The organism is Galbitalea soli, from assembly GCF_010686725.1.
In the GTDB taxonomy this organism is placed as follows: domain Bacteria; phylum Actinomycetota; class Actinomycetes; order Actinomycetales; family Microbacteriaceae; genus Galbitalea; species Galbitalea soli.
In genome coordinates this window covers 808,538-832,892 of the sequence record NZ_JAAGWZ010000001.1, presented here as the reverse complement: position 1 = coordinate 832,892, position 24,355 = coordinate 808,538, and the positions used below count along the sequence as shown (strand labels likewise).

General features: G+C 70.2%; 27 protein-coding genes and 1 tRNA gene. 18 read left to right on the top strand and 10 right to left on the bottom strand.

Translation table 11 applies throughout. The features are described 5' to 3' along the window. Positions 1-15 precede the first annotated feature (15 nt). The gene (locus G3T37_RS03915; RefSeq protein ID WP_163472140.1) at positions 16-483 is read right to left on the bottom strand and encodes a hypothetical protein; all 468 of its coding nucleotides are present in this window, start codon (positions 481-483) and stop codon (positions 16-18) included. A 349-nt stretch (positions 484-832) separates the two neighbouring features. Here G3T37_RS03915 and G3T37_RS03910 point away from each other — a divergent pair, with 349 nt between their 5' ends. Genes G3T37_RS03910 through G3T37_RS03890 form a run of 5 tightly spaced genes read left to right on the top strand, consistent with a single transcriptional unit; the run spans position 833 to position 4,805 of the window. Further along, positions 833-1,345: a phosphoribosyltransferase gene (locus G3T37_RS03910; protein ID WP_163472139.1), complete on the top strand. Its 513-nt coding sequence runs from the start codon at positions 833-835 to the stop codon at positions 1,343-1,345. Further along, on the top strand, positions 1,342-2,064 hold the full coding sequence (locus tag G3T37_RS03905; RefSeq protein WP_163472138.1) for a Type 1 glutamine amidotransferase-like domain-containing protein: 723 nt from the start codon (positions 1,342-1,344) through the stop codon (positions 2,062-2,064). The genes G3T37_RS03910 and G3T37_RS03905 overlap by 4 nt, the downstream gene beginning before the upstream one ends. Continuing rightward, positions 2,064-2,741 (top strand): uracil-DNA glycosylase, encoded by a 678-nt coding sequence (locus G3T37_RS03900; RefSeq protein ID WP_163472137.1) that lies wholly within the window; start codon positions 2,064-2,066, stop codon positions 2,739-2,741. Before G3T37_RS03905 ends, G3T37_RS03900 begins: the two co-directional genes overlap by 1 nt. A 38-nt stretch (positions 2,742-2,779) precedes the next feature. Next, positions 2,780-3,358, top strand: coding sequence for a GNAT family N-acetyltransferase (locus G3T37_RS03895; RefSeq protein ID WP_163472136.1), 579 nt, complete (start codon positions 2,780-2,782; stop codon positions 3,356-3,358). 31 nt (positions 3,359-3,389) lie between these two features. Beyond that, positions 3,390-4,805, top strand: coding sequence for an amidase family protein (locus G3T37_RS03890; RefSeq protein ID WP_163472135.1), 1,416 nt, complete (start codon positions 3,390-3,392; stop codon positions 4,803-4,805). Positions 4,806-4,817: 12 nt separating this feature from the next. Here G3T37_RS03890 and G3T37_RS03885 read toward each other — a convergent pair whose 3' ends face one another. Then, positions 4,818-5,414 carry a hypothetical protein gene (locus G3T37_RS03885; RefSeq protein ID WP_163472134.1) on the bottom strand — a complete coding sequence of 199 codons (597 nt, stop codon included), beginning with the start codon at positions 5,412-5,414 and terminating at the stop codon, positions 4,818-4,820. A 126-nt stretch (positions 5,415-5,540) separates the two neighbouring features. Between G3T37_RS03885 and G3T37_RS03880 the strand changes: the two genes are divergently transcribed. After that, positions 5,541-6,782, top strand: a complete 1,242-nt coding sequence (locus tag G3T37_RS03880) for a glycosyltransferase (protein WP_163472133.1) — start codon at positions 5,541-5,543, stop codon at positions 6,780-6,782. 8 nt (positions 6,783-6,790) lie between these two features. Here G3T37_RS03880 and G3T37_RS03875 read toward each other — a convergent pair whose 3' ends face one another. The 6 genes from G3T37_RS03875 to G3T37_RS03850 are packed head-to-tail and all read right to left on the bottom strand — an operon-like array spanning position 6,791 to position 11,896. Continuing rightward, the gene (locus G3T37_RS03875; protein WP_163472132.1) at positions 6,791-8,197 is read right to left on the bottom strand and encodes a dihydrolipoyl dehydrogenase family protein; all 1,407 of its coding nucleotides are present in this window, start codon (positions 8,195-8,197) and stop codon (positions 6,791-6,793) included. Between the two features lie 43 nt (positions 8,198-8,240). Continuing rightward, positions 8,241-9,020: a crotonase/enoyl-CoA hydratase family protein gene (locus tag G3T37_RS03870; protein ID WP_163472131.1), complete on the bottom strand. Its 780-nt coding sequence runs from the start codon at positions 9,018-9,020 to the stop codon at positions 8,241-8,243. Between the two features lie 29 nt (positions 9,021-9,049). Further along, complete coding sequence (locus G3T37_RS03865) at positions 9,050-9,868, bottom strand: arginase family protein (RefSeq protein WP_163472130.1); 819 nt, start codon at positions 9,866-9,868, stop codon at positions 9,050-9,052. A 48-nt stretch (positions 9,869-9,916) separates the two neighbouring features. After that, a complete protein-coding gene (locus tag G3T37_RS03860) occupies positions 9,917-10,594 on the bottom strand; it encodes an NADPH-dependent F420 reductase (protein WP_479682638.1) in 678 nt (225 codons plus the stop codon). A gap of 14 nt (positions 10,595-10,608) precedes the next feature. Then, a complete protein-coding gene (locus G3T37_RS03855; protein WP_163472128.1) occupies positions 10,609-11,361 on the bottom strand; it encodes a hypothetical protein in 753 nt (250 codons plus the stop codon). Then, positions 11,351-11,896 (bottom strand): sigma-70 family RNA polymerase sigma factor, encoded by a 546-nt coding sequence (locus G3T37_RS03850; RefSeq protein WP_163472127.1) that lies wholly within the window; start codon positions 11,894-11,896, stop codon positions 11,351-11,353. The genes G3T37_RS03855 and G3T37_RS03850 overlap by 11 nt, the downstream gene beginning before the upstream one ends. A gap of 83 nt (positions 11,897-11,979) precedes the next feature. Here G3T37_RS03850 and G3T37_RS03845 point away from each other — a divergent pair, with 83 nt between their 5' ends. The 4 genes from G3T37_RS03845 (at position 11,980) to G3T37_RS03830 (ending at position 14,505) form a co-directional block, all read left to right on the top strand. Beyond that, positions 11,980-12,690 carry a hypothetical protein gene (locus tag G3T37_RS03845; protein WP_241732077.1) on the top strand — a complete coding sequence of 237 codons (711 nt, stop codon included), beginning with the start codon at positions 11,980-11,982 and terminating at the stop codon, positions 12,688-12,690. A gap of 58 nt (positions 12,691-12,748) precedes the next feature. After that, complete coding sequence (locus G3T37_RS03840) at positions 12,749-13,111, top strand: hypothetical protein (RefSeq protein WP_163472126.1); 363 nt, start codon at positions 12,749-12,751, stop codon at positions 13,109-13,111. A gap of 36 nt (positions 13,112-13,147) precedes the next feature. Further along, entirely contained in the window at positions 13,148-13,465 is a 318-nt protein-coding gene (locus G3T37_RS03835) for a DUF7882 family protein (RefSeq protein ID WP_163472579.1), read from the top strand. A 614-nt stretch (positions 13,466-14,079) separates the two neighbouring features. Beyond that, entirely contained in the window at positions 14,080-14,505 is a 426-nt protein-coding gene (locus G3T37_RS03830; protein WP_163472125.1) for a pyridoxamine 5'-phosphate oxidase family protein, read from the top strand. 33 nt (positions 14,506-14,538) lie between these two features. Here the strand turns inward: G3T37_RS03830 and G3T37_RS03825 are convergent, their stop codons facing one another. Together G3T37_RS03825 and G3T37_RS03820 are read right to left on the bottom strand one after the other, a co-directional pair. Further along, entirely contained in the window at positions 14,539-15,180 is a 642-nt protein-coding gene (locus tag G3T37_RS03825) for a dihydrofolate reductase family protein (protein WP_163472124.1), read from the bottom strand. Positions 15,181-15,289: 109 nt separating this feature from the next. Next, a tRNA-Arg gene (locus G3T37_RS03820) sits at positions 15,290-15,361 on the bottom strand. A 24-nt stretch (positions 15,362-15,385) separates the two neighbouring features. On the opposite strand from G3T37_RS03820, the gene G3T37_RS03815 reads away from it, so the two are divergent. From G3T37_RS03815 to thrB, 8 genes are all read left to right on the top strand, one after another. Continuing rightward, positions 15,386-16,039: a pyridoxine/pyridoxamine 5'-phosphate oxidase gene (locus tag G3T37_RS03815; RefSeq protein WP_163472123.1), complete on the top strand. Its 654-nt coding sequence runs from the start codon at positions 15,386-15,388 to the stop codon at positions 16,037-16,039. Positions 16,040-16,073: 34 nt separating this feature from the next. Further along, the gene (locus G3T37_RS03810) at positions 16,074-16,868 is read left to right on the top strand and encodes a transglutaminase-like domain-containing protein (RefSeq protein ID WP_163472122.1); all 795 of its coding nucleotides are present in this window, start codon (positions 16,074-16,076) and stop codon (positions 16,866-16,868) included. Between the two features lie 52 nt (positions 16,869-16,920). Continuing rightward, positions 16,921-18,582 (top strand): arginine--tRNA ligase, encoded by a 1,662-nt coding sequence (argS, locus tag G3T37_RS03805; RefSeq protein WP_163472121.1) that lies wholly within the window; start codon positions 16,921-16,923, stop codon positions 18,580-18,582. Positions 18,583-18,586: 4 nt separating this feature from the next. Then, entirely contained in the window at positions 18,587-19,393 is an 807-nt protein-coding gene (locus G3T37_RS03800) for an LmeA family phospholipid-binding protein (RefSeq protein WP_163472120.1), read from the top strand. A gap of 87 nt (positions 19,394-19,480) precedes the next feature. After that, positions 19,481-20,887: a diaminopimelate decarboxylase gene (gene lysA / locus G3T37_RS03795; protein ID WP_163472119.1), complete on the top strand. Its 1,407-nt coding sequence runs from the start codon at positions 19,481-19,483 to the stop codon at positions 20,885-20,887. After that, positions 20,884-22,212, top strand: a complete 1,329-nt coding sequence (locus G3T37_RS03790; protein WP_163472118.1) for a homoserine dehydrogenase — start codon at positions 20,884-20,886, stop codon at positions 22,210-22,212. The genes lysA and G3T37_RS03790 overlap by 4 nt, the downstream gene beginning before the upstream one ends. Next, complete coding sequence (gene thrC / locus G3T37_RS03785; protein ID WP_163472117.1) at positions 22,213-23,289, top strand: threonine synthase; 1,077 nt, start codon at positions 22,213-22,215, stop codon at positions 23,287-23,289. After that, entirely contained in the window at positions 23,286-24,224 is a 939-nt protein-coding gene (thrB, locus tag G3T37_RS03780; protein ID WP_163472116.1) for a homoserine kinase, read from the top strand. The genes thrC and thrB overlap by 4 nt, the downstream gene beginning before the upstream one ends. Positions 24,225-24,355: the final 131 nt, after the last annotated feature.

Here is a 24,355-nt window from a genome sequence, read left to right as displayed (position 1 = left end):
GCCCCGCGCGCGCCATCACTCGCTCCCCTCCATAAGCGCGTCCCACGACGCGGTGTTCATCGTCGATCGATTTGGCGTTGAATGGCCTTCCTCTGGGGATGACACGCCCTCCGGCGGCCCCAGAATTGCCAAGTAGGAGACCATCAAGACGGCTACCCGGGGTCGTCTGGCACCGGTGACCGTGATGTCGACGCTGTCGACGTTCTCGGTGATCCGACACCGCGGGGAGGTCAGGCAATCGACCTCGTCACCCTCCTTCAGGTTCGGCGGTTTTTCGCGAGAGTAGCGCGGATAGAACACGACCAGAGCGAGCGCGGGAGCCGGCAGTGCGTGGATCGTGAAGCGGAACTCCGCGCTCGGTGCCGGCACGGGCGTGACCGGAACGTCATGCGGGTCCGCGTCAACGCGATCGTGCCGGTCGGGACTGAGCCAGTCATATTGCGCGACCGCGAGGGGATGACCGCCGAGGTCGACCCGGGGCACTCGATCCGGCGGTGGCACGTAGGCCCGAAGGGGGACGGGTCTGCCGAATGTCGCCGAGTCCGATTCATGCGCTGGCTTCATGGTGCACCCGCTTTCGGCGGCGGGCGCATCTGAACATGTGCACTCCTTGCGCGTGATCGTGGGGTGCGATCCTCTGACAGCGCCGGGCGCGGTCAGCGAATCGCGACGACGAGTTTTCCAGTTCGGCGCAATAACTCGAGCAAAAATCTGACACTGTGGATAACTCGCGCGACTCAGCCTTCGCCGCGCGAGGGAGCGTCGCTCCGGGGCCGTCAGCGGGGTGCCGGCCGCGTGACACGGGGGCTGGCGTGGCCGCTAACCTTGTCGGATGGACCAGGCGACGCAGGCAGAGGCTTCACAGGACACGCTCGACCGGGAGGTGCTCGGCTGGCTCGAATTCGGCGAGGCCTCGCGTCACCTGGCGACCGACATCGCGCAGGGCGATTTCTTCCCCGAGGTCGTCGTCGCGATCGCCCGAGGCGGACTCCTGCTCGCCGGTGCGATCGCCTACGCGCTCGACATCAAGGCCTGCGGCGCCCTCAACGTCGAGTTCTACACGGGCGTGGGGGAGCGGCTGCCGAAGCCCGTCATGCTGCCGCCGATGCTCGACGAGCCGTCGCTCGCGGGCAAGCGTGTGCTCCTCGTCGATGACGTCTCCGACTCCGGCCGCACCATCACGATGGTCGTAGAGCTGCTGAAGGCGGCGGGAGCGGATGTCCGTACCGTCGTTCTCTACACGAAGCCCGGCACCCTGCACGAGCCGAACTACACGTGGCGGCGCACCTCGCGGTGGATCAACTTCCCGTGGTCATCCCTGCCCCCGGTGACCGCGGGCCTGTGAGCGTCCACCTCGCGGGCGGGGGATGGTCGGACGACCTCTTTCGCGAGTTCCTGGGTGAGTGCGCAGCGCGGGCGGCCGGTGCGGGCAGGGTCGTGCCGCGGGTCGCGGTGCTCCTCGTCGCCGAGAACGCCCCGGATGGCGCGGATGCCGCCGCCAAGTACCGGGCGATGCTGGGGTCGATCGCGGTGTGCGAGCCGGTGGTGACGGTCATCCTTGAGGGGAACACGGCCTCGTCGGCCGTGCTCAACGACATCGACGGGCTGCTCATCGGCGGGGGGCTGACGCCGGCCTACGTGGTCGCCGTTCGCGGACTGTTCGACGAGATCCGGCTCCTCGTGCACGACGGTTTGCCCTACCTCGGATTCTCGGCGGGGGCGGCCATCGCGGCGGACGTCGCGCTCATCGGTGGATGGCTGATCGGCGATGTTCCGGTCTGCCACGAGAACACCTCAGAAGACCTCGACGAGGTGACCGTCGCCCAGGGCATCGGGCTCGTCGACATGGCGATCGACGTGCACGCCGCGCAATGGGGCACCGTCGGTCGGCTGATCGCGGCGACCGAGGCGGAACTCGTCGAAGGCGGCGTCGCGATCGACGAGAACACGGTGCTTATCGTGAAGGACGACGGCGTGCACGTCGAGGGCGTCGGGAGCGTCTGGCGGGTGACACCGGGCGAGGACGGCGTCGTCGTCTCGATCGTCGGAGCCGAGGCCGCCTGATGCCCCGCCCGATCAGCGAGCTGGTCGACCCCGGGTGGGCGAACGCGCTGCAACCGGTCGCCGGCGAGATCGCCCGGCTGGGCGACTTCCTCCGCGCCGAGACAGCGGCCGGGAGACCGTATCTCCCCGACGGCCCACGGGTGCTGCGCGCGTTCACATTCCCGCTCGACGAGGTGCGGGTGCTGATCGTGGGGCAGGATCCGTACCCGACCCCGGGTCACGCCGTCGGGCTCTCCTTCGCCGTCGACCCGCAGGTGCGGCCGGTGCCGCGCAGCCTGCAGAACATCTACCGCGAACTGCGCGACGACCTCGGCATCACCCCGCCGCCGCACGGCGACCTCACCGCGTGGTCGCGAAACGGCGTGCTGCTCCTCAACCGCGTGCTCACGGTCAGCGCGGGTTCGGCCGGGTCGCACCGGGGGAAGGGCTGGGAGCTCGTCACGGAGACGGCGATTCGCGCGCTGGTGGCGCGTGACCGGCCACTCGTCGCCATTCTCTGGGGGCGGGACGCGGCCACCCTCAGACCGCTCCTCGGCGACACCCCGACCATCGTCTCCGCCCACCCGAGTCCCCTCTCCGCGCACGGCGGCTTCTTCGGATCGCGCCCGTTCAGTCGGGCCAACGAACTGCTCGTGGCGCAGGGCGCCGAACCCGTCGACTGGTCGCTCGACACCTAAGCTGGAGGCATCCAACGGTCAACAGGCGGGAGATCACCGTGCTCGAAGAGGAATACGAAACGCGCCGCCAGCTCCCCCTCCACCTCCGACCGCAACCCGAGCCGGAGACGCCCTTCGAGTGGGTGATCCGGCCCGCGACGGAGGCCGACCTGCCCGACATCCGTGAGATCTACAACCACTACGTGCGCAACTCGACGGTCACCTTCGACGAGAAGGCGATCGGCTTGAGTGAACTCAAGCGCAAGTTCGCGCACATCCAGCGACTCGGGATGCCCTACCTCGTCGCGGTCAACCCGCGCGGCCAGATCCTCGGCTACGCCTACGTCTACCCGTGGAAGGAGAAGGCCGCCTACCGATACACGGTGGAGAACTCGATCTACCTCGGCCCCGCATCCACCGGCAAGGGACTCGGCAAGGCCCTCATGGAAGAGATGCTCGTGGCGTCGAAGGCGGCAGGGATCAAGGAGATCATCGCCGTGATCGCCGACAAGGGGGCGGAGGCGTCGATCCAGATGCACAAGAACTTCGGGTTCAAGGAGATCGGGCACATGGGCAAGGTCGGCTACAAGTTCGACCGCTGGCTCGGCACCGTTCTCATGCAGAAGTCGCTCAAGTAGCGCCGCCGCTCGCCCTCAGTAGGCTCGACGCGTGTTCGAACTCCATCACCTGAGCGCGCAGGAGCAGTGGGACTGGCTGCACCGCGGCGAGATCACGCCGGTCGAGCTCGTCGAGCACTACCTGAGGCGCATCGAGCGGCTGGACCCCGGGCTCGGCGCCTTCGTCACGGTGAGCGCCGACCGGGCGCGACGACGCGCCGCGGAGCTGAGCGCCGCGGGCCCGACCACGGCCGCCCTGTGGGGGCTGCCCATCGGCGACAAGGACCTGTACCGGCGTGCGGGCGTGCGGACGACCTTCGGGTCTCGCCTCTTCGCCGACTTCGTGCCGGACGTCTCCGATGAGCTCGTCGAGGTGCTCGACGCGGCCGGCACGATCAGTCTCGGCACGACGAACGCTCCCGAATTCGGCTTCCCCAGCTACACCGAGCCGCTGGCGGGGTCGCCCGCCCGCAATCCCTACGATCTGGAGCTCGGCGCGGGCGGGAGCAGCGGCGGGGCGGCCGTCGCCGTCGCGGCGGGCCTCCTGCCCTTCGCCCCCGGCTCGGACGGCGGAGGATCCATCCGTATCCCCGCCGCCGCCACCGGTCTCGTCGGCCTCAAGCCGAGTCGCGGCCTCGTCCCCGCAGGGACCGGCTTCACCTCGCTCGCGGGACTCGTGACGACCGGTCCGATCGCCCGCTCCGTCGCCGATGCGGCGATGATGCTGGACGCGATGGTCGCCGGCGCGCGGTACGAGTACGCGACGGGGGCCCCGAGGGGCGCCGAGGGCGCGCTGCTCGGTTCGGCGATTCGCGGAGAGGGACGCTATCAGCTCGCCGTCATGACGAGCTCGCCCTGGGATGACGAGTACGAGATCCGACTGGCCGCGGAGGCGCGGGCCGCGCTCGACCTCGCGGTCGAGGAACTGGTCGCCCTGGGCCACGGCATGGAGGAGACGAGGCTGCCTGCAACAGCCGGATACGCTGCCGCGTTCCGCACCGTGTGGCAGGCGGGTGCGGCCTCCCTGCCCGCCGAGGGGCAGGAGCTGGAGCTGCTAGAGCCGCTGACCCGGTGGCTGGTGGAGCGCGGACGGGCCCTGACGGTGCGCGAGCTGGGGGAGGCGCTGCTCGTGCTCACCGGGTACGAGCGGGTGGTCATCCGCGCGCTCGGCGCCTACGACGCCGTGCTGACCCCGGCGCTGGCGCTCACTCCGCGCCCGCTCGGCTGGTACTCGAGCGACGACCCGGAACGGAACTTCGCCCAGCAGGTGCAGTACACGCCGTTCACCTCGTTCGTGAACGTGGCCGGGCTGCCCGCGATCGCGCTGCCGGTGGCCGTGACGCCCGATGGCCTGCCGATGGGAGTGCAGCTGGTCGGGCGACCGGGCGGCGAGGCGACGCTGCTCGCGATCGGTGCGCAGCTGGAGCGGCGGCTCGGGTGGGCCCGGCGGCACCCGCCGCAGTGGTAGAGCCGCGGCCCGCTACTGGTCGGGGGTCTGGAAGACGTTCTGCACGATCGTGTCGAGAACGGGGCGGCTCGAGCCGTACATCCAGTAGCCGTCGATGAAGAGGTAGTTGTCGGGGAAGTTCGCGGTGTCGGGGTTGGCCAGGAGCGTGCCGTAATCTTCGCTGCTCGCGACCCAGCCGTCCTTCTCCAGCTCCGCCTGCTCCTTCGCCGCCTGGTCTGCGGTGATGCGGGAGAACCCGTAGTCGACGGGGCGCGAGGTGCCGGGGTAGGCCCACTGGCAGAGGATTCCGCCGTAGGTGTCGAAGAGCGCGAGGTTCGCGTCGAAGTTGTGCACGCGCTGCACGAAGTCGGACTGCAGCGTGAATCCGTCGGCTTTCTTGCTCTGGAACACCGCGAGCGTGGCGGGCGGCAGGATCGACTCGCAGCTGTATTTCTGCGCCACGAAGGTGGGCGTCGCGGTCGGGGTCGGGGTCGGCTCGGCGGGACTGGAGGACGGCCCAGGGGAACCGCCGTTCGCCGCGGGGCCCGGCGAAGTCGAACCGCACCCGCTCAAGGCGAGCAGCGCCATCGTCGCCGTGGCGAGCAGGAGCGGCAGTGAGCGGCGGGACATCTGACCCCTTGGGTGGTCGGCAGGGAAGCCTCGAAACCGGCTCCTCCCGACCAGAATAACCGCTCGCCGCTGCGGCTCGGATCGGAGACTGACGGGTCGCTCAGTCGGGCGGCATACAGTGGCTGCATGAGACAGGGAGTCCGTCGGGTCGCGATGATCTCCATGCACACCTCGCCCGCGGCATCTCCCGGGCGCGGCGATGCCGGCGGCATGAACGTCGCCGTGGTGGCGCTCGCGGAACAGCTCTCCGCCCGCGGCATCGAGGTCGATCTGCTGACGCGCGCGATCGACTCGACGCACCCGCGCGAGCTCTCGGCCGGCGTCACGCTCCGACCGCTCCTCGCGGGGGCCATCGCGCCGCTCCCCAAGTCGCAGCTCCCGATCGTCGCCGATGAGTTCGGTGAGGCGGTCGCGACCCTCGTGCGGGCGCGTGACCGGGAGTACGACGTGCTGCACGCCCACTACTGGTTGAGCGGGCTCGCGACCCTCCCCGTCGCGATCGAGACGGGGGTGCCGTTCGTGCAGAGCTTCCACACCCTCGCCGCGATGAAGAACCGCGCGCTCGCGGACGGCGACACACCCGAACCCGAGGCCCGGCTGCGCTCCGAGGCCTTCATCGCGGCACAGGCGGACGCCATCGTCGCGGGGTCGAGCTCCGAGGTCGAGGCCGTGATCGACGAGCTTCGTGCCCCCGCCGACCGCCTCTGGGTGATCCCCCCGGGCGTCGACACGGCCCTGTTCACGCCCGCGCGCCGGCGCAACGACGGCGAGGTGCGAAGCGCCCTCGGGCTCGAGTCGGATCGGCCGCTCCTCGTCGTCGCCGCGCGGATCCAGCCGCTGAAAGACCTCGAACTGGCCGTGCGCACGCTCGCGGGCGTGCGGGCCCTGCGCGGTTCCGCACCGCCCCTGCTGGTGGTGGCGGGGGAAGCGACCGATGAGCAGTACCTCGCCTCGCTCGGCGCCGTCGCCTCGGCGCTCGGGGTGGCGAGAGACGTTCGGTACGTCGGTGCGCTCGACCGCGAGACGCTCGCGGACCTGTTCGCGGCGGCGGACGTGACCCTCGTCACCTCGCACAGCGAGACCTTCGGACTCGTGGCGCTGGAGTCGGCATCGAGCGGGACGCCCGTGGTGGCTTACCGCGGAACGGGGCTGGTGGAGTCGGTGTCGGACGGGGAGTCGGGCATCCTGATCGATTCCCGCGACCCCGGGCGCTGGGCGGGTGTGGTCGCGGCGTTGCTCGCCGACGATGCGGCGCGTGCCCGGCTGGGGGCCAGTGCACGTCGCTTCGCGGAAGGGTTCACCTGGGCGACTGCCGGTGCTTCGCTGCTCGGCGTCTACGAGTCACTCGCGGAGGCCCGCCGGCGCTGATCGGCGTCTCAGCTCGGGCGTCCGTAGCTCTCCAGCAGGCGGAGCCACACCTCGCTCATGGTCGGGTAGGCGGGGACCGCGTGCCAGAGTCGATCGATCGGGACCTGGCCGACGATCGCGATCGTCGCCGCGTGCAGCAGCTCACTGACGTCCTGCCCCACGAAGGTGACGCCGAGGATGACCTTCCGCCGCTCATCCACCACCATCCGCGCCCGTCCCGAGTAGTCGTCGGCCTGCAGGCTCGCCCCGGCGACCCAGCCGAGGTCGTAGTCGACGACCCTGATCTCGTACCCGGCGCGCTCTGCCGCGGCCGCCGTCAAGCCGACCGAGGCGACCTCGGGATCGGTGAAGGTCACCTGGGGGACCGCCTCGTGGTCGGCGGTCGCCGCGTGCGCGCCCCACGGGCCGTCGTGCACCCTGGCCCCGGTGGCTCGCGCCGCGATGACGTCGCCGGCCGCGCGAGCCTGGTACTTGCCCTGGTGCGTCAGGAGTACGCGGTGGGTGACATCGCCGGCGGCGTAGAGCCAGTCGTAGCCGGTGACCCGGAGGGTGTCGTCGGTGTGCAACCAGCTTCCCGGTTCGAGCCCGATGTTCTCCAGCCCGATCTCGGTGGTGCGGGGCACCCGGCCGGTGGCGACGAGGAGCTTCTCGGCGGTGACGCTGACGCCGTTGTCGAGCTGCACGAGGTAGGAGCCGTCGACCCGGGAGACGCCGGTGGGGGAGACGCCCAGGTGCACCGTCGCACCCAGTTCCTGCAGTGAACGGCCGACCAGTTCTCCCGCGAAGGGCTCCTCCGAGGCGAGCAGGGTGCTGCGCACGATGAGCGTCACCCGGGTTCCGAAGCTCGCGTAGGCCGTCGCCATCTCGGCGGCGACCACGCCGCCGCCGATGATCGCGAGCGAGGCGGGGGCCTCGTGGGCGCTCGTCGCCTCTCGGCTGGTCCAGGGCTCCGACTCGGCCAGGCCGTCGATCGCCGGCAGGAGCGCGGCGGAGCCGGTGCAGACGCAGACGGCGTGTCGGGCGGTGTAGACGGTGTGCCCGACTGTGACCTCCTTCACGCCGGTGATGACGCCGGTGCCACGCACCAGGTCGATCCCCGCGCCATCCAGCCACTCCACCTGGCTCTGATCACTCCAGTCGTGAGTGATGTGGTCGCGGCGCGCGAAGACGGCCGCGACGTCGAGGGCGCCGGTGCTCGCCTCGCGGGAGCCGCCGACGCGCTGTGCGGCCCGCAGCGCGTGCCCGCTGCGCAGGAGGGCCTTGGACGGCATGCAGGCCCAGTACGAGCACTCCCCGCCGACCAGTTCGCTCTCCACGATGAGCACGCTCAGGCCGCCCTGGGTCGCGCGGTCGGCGACGTTCTCGCCCACCGTTCCCGCGCCGATGACAATGAGGTCGTATTCGGTGGTCGTCATCGTCCCACTGTACGAGGTGACCGCGAGCGCGAGCTGCCCGGATTCAGCGGCCGAGGAACTCGGCGGTGGTGCGATCGAGGAACGCCCGCATGCCGATGCGCGAGTCCTCCGACTGCACGAGGCGGACGAGCTCGGGCTGCAGCGCGCCCGCGGCGTCGCCCCCGGCCGCCGCGAGGCGGGCATTCGCGAGCGTCGCCTGCACGGCGAGCGGCGCCTGCGCGGCGATTCGGCGGGCGATCGCGAGCGCGCGATCGAACTGCGCCCCGTCGTCGGTGACCTCCTGCACGAGCCCCATGCGGTGCGCCTCGGCGGCGTCGAAGGCGTCTCCGGTCAGAATCCAGCGCATCGCGTTGCCCCAGCCCGCGGTGCGCGGGAAGCGGATGGTGGCCCCGCCGAACGGCAGGATCCCGCGTCCCACCTCGATCTGCGCGAAGCTCGTCGAGCGTGCGGCGACAGCGACGTCACTGGCGAGCACGAGTTCGATCCCGAGCGTGAGACAGGTGCCCTGCACCGCGATGACGACCGGCTTGGTGCGGGCGGGGCCACTCAACTGCCACGGGTCGAGTCCGCCCTCCGCGACGATATCGAGCCCCCGCGGGCCGATCCGGGGAGCGACATCCGCCAGGTCGAGCCCACCCGTGAAGTGGTCACCGTGCGCGTAGACCAGACCGCAGCGGATGCCCGGGTCGCGCTCCAACTCGCCGTAGGCGAGCGACAGCTCCTGCAGCATCCGCCAATCGGCCGCGTTGCGCTTCTCGGGACGGTTGAGCCCGATGAGCAGGAGCTGTCCGTCGCGGTCGACCGTGACCCGTGAATCCGTCATCCCCGAAGCCTATGCCGGGAGGCGACCGGCTAGCGGGTGAGCGCGGCGATCAGGCGGAGGATGGTCGGCAGGTCATCCACCGCGTGCTCGGGGCTGGAGGGCGCGAACGAGGTGATGCCGGCGCCCGCGATCTCGACGCGGGCCGCGAGAGCTCCCACGATCGCCAGCAGAGTCACCGCCGGGATGCCGAACGGTTCGGGGGAGCCGACGCCGTCGAAGTCGCCCGGGTCGATCACGTCGAGGTCGATGTGGACATAGACCGCGTCGGCGCCGAGGGCCACGACCGCGTCGACGACCTGGTCGGCGCTCGCGGCCTCCGCCGGAATGAGCGGAATCGCGGCCGAGGTGACGAACTCGTCCTCGGCGTCGTCGAAGTCGCGGCAGCCGACCAGCAGCACGCGCTCGCGAGCGAGGGGAGTCTCGGGCACGAGGCCCGGTGCGCCCTCGCCGAGCAACGTTCGGAGGACCATCCCGGTGAACGCCCCGGAGGTGGACGACTCCGGCGTGTTCAGATCGGGATGCGCGTCGAACCAGACCACCGCGACGTCACGCCGCGCGGCCAGATGCGAGATCGCGGCGAGTTCGACCCCGCAGTCGCCGCCGATCGTGATCGCGGTGCCCGGGACGGCGTCGAGGACGTCGAGCTGCCGGTCGCGGACGAGTTGCAGTGAGCTGTAGCGGTGGACGCCCGAGCCGAGGGACTCCCCGGCCTCGAGCGGGATCTCGACCACGACGGTCGAGCTCACGGGCAGATCGCCCCGGATGGCGTCGGCCCCGTCGACCAGGCGCATCGCGCGGGCCGAACCGGAACCCTGCCACTGGGGGACGACGACGAACGAGGCGGTCACGTGATCAGTGTGCCACGCGCGAGCCCCGCCGTCGCCGCCCCGGTGTCGTCAGGCGGCGGTGCGGCGCTCCGCCTTCGCGAAGTTGGCGCGCAGTTCCTCCGCGTTCTGCCGCACGACGTAGGCGGGGGTGTCGCGCTCGACGCGCCAGCTCTCGCTCAGCGGGCCGGCACTCACGGTGTCGAAACCGAACTCGTCGTACAGCCGCGTCACGAGCTCGATGGCGTCGTCGAAGTCGCTCGACGTCGCGAGCGCGCGCCGGTTGGGGGTGCCCGCCGGGGTGCCGTCGGTCGTGATCTGCGCGGCCATGATGTGGTTGAAGCCCTTGACGACCTTCGACTGCGGCAGGTGGCGCTGCAGCAGACCGGAGACCGTGATCTCTTCCCGGTCGAGCTCGTCGATGTGCCCGTCGCGCTCCCAGTAGTAGTTGTTGGTGTCGATGACGATCTTGCCCACGAGGGGTTCCACCGGAATGGTGGGGATCGCCTTCAGCGGCACCGTGACGACGACGAAGTCGCCCGCCTCGGCGGCCTGCTGCGGCGTGCCCGCGCTCGCCTTCTCGCCCAGCTCGGCGACGAGCTCCGCGAGTGTCTCAGGGCCGCGCGAGTTGCTGATGACGACGTCGTATCCGTGGGCGACCGCCGCGCGCGCGACCTGGCTGCCGATGTGTCCTGCTCCGATGATTCCAATTGTGCTCATGCCGGAGGACAACCCCCGGCGGGTCCGAATCCTTCCCGGTTCGATCAGTCGATGGTGATCGCGGTTGCCGGGCCCGTGACCAGCACGGTCCGGCCGTCCACGATCACATCGAGTGCCGCCGACACGTCGTAGCGGCCCGGCGGGACGTGGGGGAGCGTGCCGCGGAAGGACTGGCGCAGGTCATCCTCGGTGCCGCACTCGACGGGTCTGACCCGTGCGGCGAAGCGGTGGGACTCTCCCGGCGCGAGCGTGACGGAAACCGGGGCGGGCAGCGACAGCGCCGGTGTGTGCCACAGCACCCGGCCGTCACGCGAGAGGGTGATCGTGGGCTGGGCCAGAGCCGTGAGCGTGAGCGCAGAGCTGCCGTCATTGCGAATCGTGACCGAGCCGGGCAGGAAGGCGGCATCGGCCCGGCCGTCGGCGAACTCCGTCGCGAGGCTCAGAGGGGCGCTGCTCGCGGCGCCGGTGGCGAGAGAGTCGCCGCAGCGGTTCAGGCTCACCGCGGAGCTCTTGGAGGTCGAGCCGCCCGAGGCGTCCTCCGGGCCGACGGTCGCGGGCGCCGGCGCACCCGCGAGCGAGCCGCTCGAAGTCGCGGACTGCACGCTCTGGCCGAACAGTCCCGCGACCGGGCCGAGCCCCGCGACGATGCTCACCGCCGCAGCCCCGGCGACCACCGCCACGGCGAGCTGTCGGGGGCGACGCCGGCGGCGACTGCGGCGGATGATCTCCTGAGCATCGAGGGCGGGCGGGCGGTCATCCTGCCGCAGCAGCTCGTGCAGGTCGCGGTCAGTGGGCATCGGGGCCTCCCCCAGGAGTGGGATGGGATTCGTCGGTGCTGAGCGAGACGGCCATCTTGGCGAGACCGTCGCTCAGGTAGCGCTTGACCGCACCGGGGCTCAGCCCGAGGGTGGCGGCGATGTCGTCGACCTTGAGGTCGTCGTAGTAGCGCAGCACGAGGCAGGCACGCTCTCGCGGCGTGAGTTTGCGCAGCTCGCCGTGGATGTCGTACCGCGTGTCGACGTCGGCGTCGGGCGCCTCCACCGACTCGGGCGAGAGCGCGAGGTGCGCGATCCGGCGCCAGCGCACGCGGCGTCGGGCACGGTCGACGAAGGTGTTCAGGATGGCGCGGCGCACATAGGCTTCGGCGCTCGTCACCGAGAAGCCGTTGCGAAGGCGGCCGAAGGTGCCCACCAGCGCGTCCTGAACCAGGTCGGGGGCGTCCTGCGGGCTGCCGGAGACGAACGCCGCGTAGCGCACGAGGGCGTCACCGCGCTGCGCGACGAGGTCTTCGACGACGCGCTCCCAGCGGGGTGACTCCGACGTGTTCGTCACGGTGGTGGCCCTCTTCCGTCCTTCTACAGACCAAGACGCACGAGGCGCCCAAAACGTTGGGTCCCTGGTGGCAATATAGCGAGATGCCGATCACACAGGCCGATCTCGACGAGCTGTGGGACTTCTCCGATCCCGTGGTCTCGGAGGAGCGCTTCCGTGCTCGCGCCGGGGATCCGGAGCTGCGCACCCAGCTCGCCCGGGCGCTCGGGCTGCAGGCGCGGTTCGACGAGGCGGAGGCGGAGCTGCGGGCGGTGGAGGCGAGTGGTGCCGCGGGGGATCATCCGGTGGTCGGGGCGAGGATTGCGCTCGAGCGTGGCAGGCTGGCGAACTCGCGCGGCGATCGCGAGGCGGCGCGTCCGCTCTTCGAGACGGCCCGGGGGCGCGCGCACGACTGCGGCGCGGAGTTCCTGGAGGTCGACGCGCTGCACATGCTCGGCATCGCCGACCCCGACAACGCCGCCGACCACACGGCGGCAGCCCTTGCGATCGCACTCGGCAGCGACGATCCGCGCACCCGTCGCTGGGCGGTGAGCCTCCACAACAACCTGGGCTGGGCGCGCTTCGACGGCGCAGACCTCGCCGGTGCGCTGGTCGAGTTCGATGCCGCCTTTCGCGCCGCGCTCCGCTGGGGCACGGATGACCAGCGCCACTGGGCCCGCTGGGCGATCGCCCGCACGTACCGCGAGCTCGGACGCACGGAGGAGGCGCTCGCCCTGCAGGAGGAACTGCTGCGGGAACGCCCGGATGACGACGAGGTCCTCGACGAGCTGCGCATACTACGCGCTGCGCGATGATTCCGCTCCCTTCGCCCGGGGGGTTGAGTACTCAGGAACCCTCACGAACACTGGGGGAATGAAGAGGATCTACTACGCGAGCGGTTCCGTTGTGACCGGCGACCGAACGGCGGATGCGGTGGTGCGGTACGCCGAGGCACTCGCCTCGCGAGTCACCTCCGACACGATCGCGGTTCCGGTGCGTCTCGCCGACGGAACCGCGGGCATCGCCCAACTGCTCATCGGTCCCGCGAGTCAGCTCGTCGTCGTGCCCGAACCGCAGCTGACCGACGAGACCGACGACGAGGCCGTGCTCGACGAGTTGTCGCTTAAGACACTGCGACTGTCAAGCCCCCACCCGCAGCCGATCGATGCGCAGCCGAATGTCTACTATGCAGAGGGCAACGATTACAACGACGCACTCGGTGACGATCTTCCCTAGCTCTCCCGGCGCGCGCCGCAGGGAAGGACGACACCGCTGGGAAAGCTGCTGTACGGGGATCCCCGGCGCGAGGTCGATATCGACGACCGAACCCTCGCCCACCTCCAGATCGTGATCGCGGCGAAGCTGCGCAGACGAGAGGGGTTCTTCCTCACCTGGCGCGACGACGGCGCAGTGGGCGATGGTCGAAGCAGTGTCTGGCTGCACCACTCGATTCCCCTGTATTTCCGCTTCTCCAGTGCCCAGCGCCACGCCGTCAACAGGGAGTGGCTGGACGAGCTCTCCAAAGCGGCCAATCACGCCGGCGGCCTCCACCTCACGGAAGAACCCGGGCGGGGCAGCGCTGCGCGGTAGCTGTCGGTGGGCGGCCGTCGCAGAGGGCGGGCGCCTCATCGCCGGGGGCGTGCTCGTTCACAATCCATAAAAAACCGCGAAAATGCGCGAAAAGCCGGGGTGTCGGTAGGCTCCACAGCTCCCATCGGCGGATATGTTCGTGCCAGCGGCCAGGCCTGGGTAGCCGACCGCTGTGCCCCCGCAATTTTGGGCGCGGGTGGGTGGCAGATTCGGGTACATCCTGCCGCCCACCTCCACTCCGCGGGCTCTCGTTCGTTACCGAAAATTTACCGGGGACACCGGCGCGCCCCTTCGGCGTTTTAGCTGGTGGGAGTAGCGTTTCACTCGTTTCCCATCCGATAACTCGATACCGCACCGAACCCGCGTCCCACTAGGCAGCCCCCGAAATCTGCCGGGAACGCGCGTCTCGGTCGCTGCCGCCCGGAGTTCTTCCGCACGGCGAAGGAATGCCCAGCCCGGCTCGTGCCCCCACCGGCCCGCTGGGCATTTCCTTTGTCGCCCGCCCGCGGCGGGGGTCGCGGCGGCAGTTGCGGCGCGGTCGCGGTAGCGGTCGGGAGCCGGGGGCGGGCAGACTGGCACTGCGGCTGCACAGCCGGCTCTCGGAAGGACGCACCATGACCGCGGATCCCAGCCACGACACCCCCACGGCGCACACCATCGAGGAGGTCCCCGAGACGGAGTGCTGGGAGCTGCTGGCCGGCGAGAAGCTGGGGCGGCTCGCCGTCCTCGCGAAGGACGGCGTCGATATCTATCCGGTGAACTACGTCGTCTCGAACGGTGCCGTGTACTTCCGCAGCGCGCCGGGGCAGAAATTGGTCGACGTGACCGCCTCGCCGTTCGTCGCGTTCGAGGTCGACGGCGTGCACGAGCGCCGGCGCTGGAGCGTTGTCGTGCGCGGTGACGCGGAGCGTCTCGCCTTCGATTCCGAGATCCACGCCTCCGGCATCGCCCTTCTCAAGTCGCAGGCGCCCACCGAGAAGTGGAACTACGTGCGCATCAGTCCGAAGACCATCACGGGGCGGCGATTCACCTCGCGCTGAACGACAGGCGTCGCTGCCGCCGCGGGCCGCGACTCAGCGCGCGAAAGTCACGTGGATGGCGCCGCTCTCCGACAGCTCCGAGCTGACGGTGTACCCGAGGTCCAGCCCGCGCAGCTCGTCGAACAGTCGAACCCCGCGACCGAGGATGACCGGCGAGACCATCACGTGCAACTGGTCGACGAGCCCGGCCGCGAGGAAGCTGCGCACGACGCTCACTCCGCCGCCGACGCGCACATCGAGGTCACCCGCGTACTCGCGCGCTCGCGCGAGCGCCTCCTCCGGGGTCGCATTCAGGAACTCGAACCGGGTTCCGTTGTCGAACTCGATGTCGGCGTGCTCGCGGTGCGTGAGCACGATGACCGGAACGCCGAAGGGCGGCTCCTCGCCCCACCACCCGCGCCAGTCGGGGTCGTCGGGGAAGGAATGAAAGCCGAACATGGCGGCCCCCATGATCTCGGCGCCGATGCCCTCGAAGTACGCGCGGCCGTAGCGGTCATCCACCCCGGTCGTGCCCTGGCCGGAGTCGTCGTGCAGCACGCGTTCGCGGAAGGTCTTGGTGGCGGTGTAGGCGGCGACGAGGCGTCCCCAGTCCTCGCCCATCGGGTTGTCGGGCGTCTGGTCGGCGGGGGCGGCGACACCGTCCAGGGAGATGTTGAGATCGACGCGAACGGCCATGGTGTCCCTCCAGAGGTCTGACGGTGCATTCAGCGCACCGCGACCATCCTGTCGCAGGCGGTGGCGCGCCGCATCCACGATCGTGGGGCTCGGCGGGGAAGTCAGGCGGTGCCCCCAGCAAGATTCGAACTTGCGCCCCTGCCTCCGGAGGGCAGTGCTCTATCCCCTGAGCTATGGGGGCTCAGTGCCTAGCTAGATTAGCAGCATGGATCAGAGCGACTCGATGCGCGACCGCCTGCGGGCGCTCACCGTGTACCCGCAGGAACTTCCGCGCTTCGACACCGACGCGCTGCCGGGCGATCCGCTGCAGCTCTTCCGCGAGTGGCTGGATGCGGCCATCGCGGCGCGCGTGCTGCAGCCGAACGCGATGACGCTCGCGACCGCCTCCGCGGAGGGGGTACCCTCGGCGCGGACCCTCCTGCTCAAAGACCTCGATGAGTCGTCGCTCTGGTTCGCCTCCCTGTCGACGAGCCCGAAGGGCGTGGACATCGCCGAGAACCCCCACGTCGCGATCGTCGTCCACTGGCGCGAGCAGGGGCGTCAGGTGCGGGTGACGGGGGATGCCGTGGCCGGGTCGCGTGAGGTCGCCGCCGCCGACTTCCTGGCGCGGCGTCCCGAGGCGCGCGCGAGGGCGATGGCGGGCCGGCAGAGTGAACCCCTCGGCGACGTCGAGGCCGAGGTGGCGGCGGCACGCGCACGGCTGGAGGCCGAGCCGGGGTACGTTCCGGAGGCGTGGACGGCGTACCGGGTCATCCCGCATACCGTCGAGTTCTGGCAGGCGGAGCGCGAGCGCGACCAGGTGCGGGTGCGGTACTCGCGGGCCGCGGGGGAGTGGACGCACGGCTTCATCTGGCCGTAACGTCCCGTGCCGCGCGGCATGACATCATCGGGGGATGCTGCGAACCATCTCCGTGCACCTCGAGCTCGCCATCCAGGGTCACACGAACATGGTGTTCAGCATGACTCCGGCGCTCGGGGCGGAGATCGTGAGCGAACGGCTCGACTTCTCCCTCGCGGGCGTGCCCCAGCAGGCACGCGAGATCGTCGATGTGCACGGCACCCGCCTCCACACCTTCGTCACGGGGCGCGGGCCGCTGAGCGTCGACTACGCGCTCGAGGTTGCGGGGCGTGCCGCGCCCCCACCCGTGGACGAGCGCGATCTCATCACCTACCTGCGTCCGAGCCGCTACTGCGAGTCCGACCTCCTCACGCCTACCGCGCGCTCCGAGTTCCGCGGGCTCAGCGGCCACGTGCTCGTGCAGGCGGTCGTCGACTGGGTGTTCGAGCGACTCGCCTACGTCTCGGGGTCGAGCCTGCCGACCGACGGCGCCGCGCGCACGCTCTACAACCGACAGGGCGTCTGTCGCGATTTCGCCCACCTGACGATCGCGCTGCTCCGCGCAATGGAGGTGCCCGCCCGCATGGTCGCGGTCTTCGCGCCCGGACTCAGCCCGATGGACTTCCACGCCGTGGTCGAGGCGTTCGTGGACGGCGCGTGGTGGCTCGTCGACGCCACCCACCTCGCCCCCCGGCAGAGCATGCTGCGCATCTCGACGGGCCGCGACGCCGCCGACACCGCCTGGCTCACCAGCAACTGGACCGACCTCTCCGTCATGTCGATGCTCGTCACGGTGGCCGCGGACTCCCTGCCCTACGACGACGGTTACGAGCGCATTCAACTCGGATGACCGGCCCCGGCCGCGGGCAGGCACCCGCCGCCCCACGGTAGATTGGTCTCCCGTGAATCCTGCAGACCTCTCCGCCACCCTGCTCGCCGTCGTGACCCGCGTGCTCGGGCGGCGAGGCGCGGAGGTGGCCGTCGGGATCGGCGATGTGCCGCTGGAGCGGCCCCGCAACCGTGATCACGGGGACTGGGCCTCCAACATCGCGATGAAGTTGGCGAAACCGCTCGGCGTGGCGCCGCGGGTGCTCGCCGAAGAGATCGCCACCGAGCTCGCCGCGACCGAGGGCATCGCCGCGGTCGACGTCGCCGGTCCGGGCTTCATCAACATCACCCTCGACGCCGCCGCTGCGGGCGCGCTCGCCAGGGTGATCGTGGAGGCGGGCGCCGACTACGGGCGCGGCGACCTCTACGCCGGCGTGACCATGAACCTGGAATTCGTGAGCGCCAACCCCACCGGGCCGATCCACATCGGCGGGGTGCGCTGGGCCGCGGTCGGCGACAGTCTCGCCCGGGTGTTCCAGTCGCAGGGCGGCCTGGTGACGCGCGAGTACTACTTCAACGACCACGGGGCGCAGATCGATCGCTTCGCACGGAGCCTCATCGCCAGCTGGCTGGGCGAGCCCACCCCCGAGGACGGCTACGCGGGCCAGTACATCGAGGAGATCGCGGCGCGCGTCGTCGATGCGTACCCGGGGGAGCTCGCAGACATCCCCGACCGCGCGGAGGTGCAGGAGGTGTTCCGCTCCGTCGGAGTCGAGTTCATGTTCGGCGACATCAAGAAGAGCCTCCTCGACTTCGGGGTCGCGTTCGACGTCTACTTCCACGAGAACGAGCTCCACGAGAGCGGCGCGGTCGAGCACGCGATCGATCGACTGCGCGAACTCGGCGCGATCTACGAGGCCGACGGAGCGACATGGTTCCGCTCCACCGACTACGGCGATGACAAGGATCGCGTGGTCATCAAGAGCGACGGAGATGCCGGCTACATCTCGGGCGACCTTGCCTATTACCTCAACAAGCGGGAGCGGGGCTTCGAGCGCAACATCATCATGCTCGGTGCCGACCACCACGGGTACGTGCGCAGGCTCATGGCCATGACCGCCGCCTTCGGCGACACGCCGTATTACAACCTCGAGATCATGATCGGCCAGCTCGTCAACCTCGTGCGCGACGGGGTGCCGCAGCGCATGAGCAAGCGAGCCGGTACCGTCGTCGTGCTCGAAGACCTCGTCGACGCGGTCGGGGTGGATGCCGCGCGGTACGCCCTCGTGCGCAGTTCCATCGACTCGCAGATCGATATCGACCTGGATCAGTGGAGTCGCAAGACCAACGACAATCCCGTCTTCTACGTGCAGTACGCGCACGCCCGCACCAACGCGGTTGCCCGCAACGCGATCGCGGTGGGCGTCGATCGCAGCGCCTTCGACGCCGCGCTCCTGACGCACGAGACCGAGAGCGTGCTGCTAGGCAACCTCGCCGAGTTCCCGCGCGTCGTGCGCCAGGCGGCCGAGCTGCGCGAACCGCACCGCATCGCCCGTTACAGCGAGGAGCTCGCCGGGGCCTATCACCGCTGGTACGACTCGTGCCGGGTCGCGCCGCAGGGCGACGAGCCGGTCACCGACCTCCATCGCACGAGGCTGTGGCTGAACGACGCGACGGGCGTCGTGCTGCGCAACGCGCTCGCGCTGCTGGGCGTGAGCGCCCCGGAGCGGATGTGACCCGATGACCACCACCACCACGATCATCCGGCCGGCTCCGCGGCGATCCCATCGCGGACGGCGCGTCGTCATCGCGCTGCTCATCGTCGTAGCGGTGCTCGCCGCGGCCGCCGTCGCGGCGGAGGTGTTCGCCCGGCAGTACGCCGACAACTACGTGCGGTCGAGCGTGGTGAAGGGCCTGGGGCTGCCGTCGGAGAAGCTCGTCCACGTCGATCTGGGCGGCGGTTCGGTCATCCTGCAGGCGATCGCCGGCCGAATCGATCGGGCCAGGGTGACCGTCGACTCGCTCACCATCGACTCCCTCCGGGCGTCTGCCGTGGTCACCGCGACGGGCGTGCCGCTCGACACCGCGAAGCCTCTGCGCACCCTGCACATCGACGCGACCGTCACCCAGGCGTCCCTCGCCGCCGTGATCGAGAAGAACGCGGGCGTGGCCGCTCCCACGGTCAGCCTGCCGGGCCGTGTCGTGCGGATCGCCACCACCCTCACGATCTTCGGCACCCGCGTGCCGGTCGCCCTCGACCTCGCTCCGAGCGCGTCGAAGGGCGATCTCGTCTTCACGCCCGACGCGGTGATCCTCAACGGCAGCAGGCTCAGCATCGCGCAGGTCAAGGCGGGAATCGCCGGCTCCGTGATCGGCCAGATCGTGTCGGCGCAGCGGCTCTGCGTCGCGAACGCCCTGCCGAAGGCGCTGACCCTCGACTCGGTCGCCGTGACGAGCGGGCGGCTGGTCATCGGTCTGCAGGGCGATGGCGCGAAGCTGAGTGCCGCCGAATTCGCCACCCGCGGCAGCTGCCCCTCGAACGGCTGACTCCCGAACTCCCGTATCATGGTGTCGGCTTCAGGGACCAAGCCGGGTTCGCTCGCCTCACTCAACCGACATTCCGTGAGGTCATCCGTGTCTGCCCATCCGCTCGCTCCGTCCTGGCTCAGCCGGCCCGATGACGCGAACGCTCTCGCGCCCACCGTGTGGTCGACGGGCAGCAGCCGCAGCGCATCCGGTGAGCTCCAGATCGCCGGGGTGCCCGCGTCCGCCCTCGCTGCCGAGTACGGCACACCCCTCTACGTGGTCGATGAGACGGATGCCCGCACGCGGGCCCGCACCATCCGCGAGTCGTTCGACCGCGAGTTCGCGCGCGTGGGCTCGGCCGCGAAGGTCTACTACGCGGGCAAGGCGTTCCTCTCGATCGAGGTCGCCCGGTGGATGCTCGACGCGGGTCTCAACATCGATGTGTGCACGGGTGGCGAGCTCGCCGTCGCGCTCGCCGCCGGCGCCGACCCCGCGCGTCTCGGCCTGCACGGCAATAACAAGAGCCTCTCCGAGATCGATCGCGCGGTCGGCGCGGGCATCGGGGCGATCGTGATCGACAGCGTGATCGAGGTGGCCCGCGTCGCGGCCGCTGCGGAGCGTCACGGGCGGGTGCAGCGCGTTCGACTGCGCATCAACAGCGGGGTGCACGCCTCCACGCACGAGTACCTGGCGACGGCCCGGGAGGACCAGAAGTTCGGGATCCCGCTCGCGGACGCGGCCGAGGTCGTGGCGCTCATCCGCTCCCACGCGAATCTCGAGTTCCTCGGTCTCCACTCGCACATCGGATCCCAGATCTTCGAGTCCGACGGCTTCGCCGAGGCGGCCCGTCGACTGTTCGACCTCCACGTCGCGCTGTTGGCCGACGGCCCGGTGCCCGAGCTCAATCTCGGTGGCGGATTCGGTATCGCCTACACGAGCGTCGACGTCGCGCTTCCGCTCGACGAGATCGCCCGGCGTTTCGCCGACATCGTCGCCGGTGCGGCAGCGGAGCGCGGCGTGCCGGTGCCCGTCGTCGCGATCGAGCCCGGACGCTCGATCATCGGTCCCGCGGGCACGACGCTGTACGAGGTCGGCACGATCAAAGACGTCGAGGTCAGCGTCGGCGACACGGGCGAGACCGCGGTGCGCCGGTACGTCTCCGTCGATGGCGGCATGAGTGACAACATCCGGCCCGCGCTCTACGGCGCCGACTACTCGGCGCGCATCGCCGGGCGACGGTCTGACGCCGAGCCCGCGCTCGTGCGCGTCGCCGGCAAGCACTGCGAGAGCGGCGACATCGTCGTGCGCGCGGAGTACCTCCCCGCAGACGTTCACCCCGGCGACCTGCTCGCGGTGCCCGCGACGGGGGCCTACTGCTGGTCGCTCAGCAACAATTACAACTACGTGGGCCGTGCGGCCGTGGTCGCCGTGCGCGACGGCGCCGCGCACGTGCTCATACGTCGCGAGACGGAAGACGATCTCCTCCGCCGCGACGCCGGACAGGAGACCCCATGATCGAGTACCGCAATCTGCGCATCGCCCTCCTCGGCGGGGGCAGCGTCGGCGCATCCGTGGCGTCCCTCCTGCTCGAGCACGGTGAGGAACTGGCGAATCGAGTCGGCGCCGGCCTCGAGCTCATCGGCGTCGCCGTGCGAGACCTGGATGCCCCGCGCACGCCCGCGATCCCGCGCGAGCTGCTCACCACCGACGCCGAGTCGCTCATCCTGGGCGCCGACATCGTCATCGAGCTCATGGGCGGGCTGGAGCCTGCGCGCACGCTCATCCTGCAGGCCATCAACTCCGGCGCCGACGTCATCACCGCCAACAAAGCGCTGCTGGCAACGCACGGTCCCGAACTCTTCGAGGCGGCGGAGCAGGTGGGTGCTCAGTTGTACTACGAGGCGGCCGTCGGGGGAGCGATTCCGATCATCCGCCCGCTGCGCGACAGCCTGGCGGGCGACCGGGTCGCGCGCATCCTGGGGATCGTCAACGGGACCACCAACTTCATTCTCGACCTCATGGACCGCGAGGGTGCGTCGCTCGAGTCGGCCCTCGCCACGGCGACCGCGCTCGGCTACGCCGAGGCCGACCCGACGGCCGACATCGGCGGATACGACGCCGCACAGAAGGTCGCCATCCTCGCGAGCCTCGCCTTCCACACCACCGTGCCGCTCGAGTCGGTCTACCGCGAGGGAATCACCGAGATCACGCGCGACGAGGTCGAGTCGGCGCGGAAAGCCGGCTACGTCGTGAAGCTGCTCGCGATCTGCGAGCGCCTCACCGATGCAGAGACCGGCGTCGACGGAGTGAGCGCGCGCGTCTACCCCGCGCTCATCCCGATCAGCCACCCCCTGGCGGCCGTGCACGGCGCCAACAACGCGGTCTTCGTCGAGGCCGAGGCGGCGGGCGACCTCATGTTCTACGGTGCCGGGGCGGGCGGCCGCGAGACCGCGTCCGCGGTGCTCGGCGACCTCGTCTCGGCGGCGCGACGGCACGTCATCGGCGGTCCGGGTGTCGCGGAATCCACGCATGCCAACCTTCCCGTGCTGCCCATCGCGAGCGTCACCACCCGGTACCAGATCACCCTCCAGGTGATCGACCAGCCCGGCGTGCTCGCCACCATCGCGAGCATGTTCAGCGACCACGGTGTGTCGGTCGAGGCCGTGACGCAATCCGTCACCTCGGTCGAGTCCGGTGCGGACGGCCCCCGCGCCACCGCTACCCTTGTCATTGGCACCCACGCGGCATCCGAGGCCGCGCTCGCTGCGACCGTCGCCGCCGTCGACGAATCGCCCGTGGTGAGCGCCGTGGTGTCTGTACTGAGAGTTGAAGGACTGTAAGTGGCCCACCAATGGCGCGGAGTGCTCCGCGAATACGCCGACCGCCTCGACATCTCTGAGGCCACTCCGATCGTCACGCTCGGCGAGGGTGGCACTCCGCTCATCCCCGCGCCGGCACTGTCCGCTCGCACCGGGGCGCGTGTCTACGTCAAGTTCGAGGGCATGAACCCCACCGGCTCGTTCAAAGACCGCGGGATGACCATGGCCATCTCCAAGGCCGTCGAGCACGGGGCGAAGGCCGTCATCTGCGCCTCGACCGGCAACACCTCCGCCTCCGCCGCGGCGTACGCGACGCACGCCGGCATCACGGCCGCCGTGCTCGTGCCCGAGGGCAAGATCGCGATGGGCAAGCTCAGCCAGGCCATCGCGCACAACGCGCAGCTCCTCCAGGTGCAGGGCAACTTCGACGACTGTCTCGACATCGCCCGCGACCTCGCCGCGAACTATCCCGTGCACCTGGTCAACTCGGTCAACCCCGACCGGATCGAGGGGCAGAAGACGGCGGCGTTCGAGGTCGTCGAAGTGCTCGGGGATGCGCCGGACATCCACATCGTGCCGGTCGGCAACGCGGGCAATTACACCGCCTACTTCCGCGGCTACCGCGAAGAGCTCGCCCGCGGCGAGGCGACGAAGCTGCCGCGGATGTACGGATTCCAGGCCGAGGGCAGTGCGCCGATCGTGCTCGGGCACGTCGTCAAGCACCCCGAGACGATCGCCAGCGCGATCCGCATCGGCAACCCCGCCTCCTGGCACCTCGCCACCGAGGCCCGCGAGACGAGCGACGGCTACTTCGGCGCGATCAGCGACGCGAAGATCCTCGAGGCCCACCGCATCCTCTCCGCCGAGGTCGGCATCTTCGTCGAGCCGGCGTCCGCCATCAGCGTGGCGGGGCTGCTCGAGCGCAGCGAAGCGGGCCAGATCCCGAGTGGCTCGGTCGTCGTGCTCACCGTCACGGGTCACGGCCTCAAGGATCCGCAGTGGGCGCTCCGCACCGCCGACGGCTCGGACGTCGCACCGACCATCGTGCCCGTCGACACCGCCGAGATCGCGGGCGTGCTCGGGCTGAGCAAGCAATGACCGTACCCGTCGGGCGCTCGGTGCTCGTCAAGGTTCCGGCCACGACCGCGAACCTCGGGCCCGGATTCGACACGCTCGGGCTCGCACTCTCGCTGTACGACGAGCTCACAGTCACCGTGCGCGAGGCTGCGGGCGCGTTCGTGGAGGTCATCGGCGTCGGAGCGGGCGAGGTGCCCACCGACGAGAGCAATCTCGTCGTCACCGCCATCGCGCACACCTTCCGCGCCTACGGGCAGCCGCTGCCGGGGTTGCACCTCGTCGCGCGCAACTCGATCCCGCACGGTCGCGGACTCGGGTCGTCCGGCGCGGCCATCGTCTCCGGCATCATGGCGGCGAAGGGGCTGCTGGAGGGCGTGGTCGAGATCGACGCGCAGGGGCTCCTGGCTCTCGCGACCGAGATGGAAGGTCATCCCGACAACGTCGCCCCGGCGCTGTTCGGCGGGCTGACCATCGCCTGGATGACCCCCGAAGGCCCTCGCCACAAGAAGCTCATCGTGCACCGCGGCGTCTCGCCGCTCGTCTGCGTGCCCGAGACCACGATGTCGACGGCGCTGGCCCGCAGCCTTCAGCCCAGCTCCGTGCCACACGAGGACGCCATCTTCAATGTCTCGCGCTCGGCGCTTCTCATTGCGGCGCTTATTCAGAGCCCCGAGCTCCTGCTGGCCGCCACCGAGGACAAGCTCCACCAGAACTACCGCGCGAGCGCCATGCCCGAGACGGATGCTCTGATCCGGGTCTTGCGCACGCACGGTCTCCCGGCCGTCGTCTCCGGTGCCGGACCATCCATCCTCGTGCTGTGCAGTGATCCTGCCGCGCGACTCGTCGCCGCCGACCTGGTGGCGCGCAACTCCGACACCCCATGGCAATCGCTGATGCTGGCCGTCGACTTCAAAGGTGCTACAGTGGTGCCGCACCCGGTAGAAGCTCTGGCCTAGCCAGAAGGTACCCGGGTAGCAATTTATCTAGCAATCGCTAACCCGCGCTGTGTTAGCCCGCGCTGTGTTGGTTCGAGATCCAATGCGTGAGATCCCTCGCCCAAACGGTTTAGGCCAGTACCCGCCGCGAA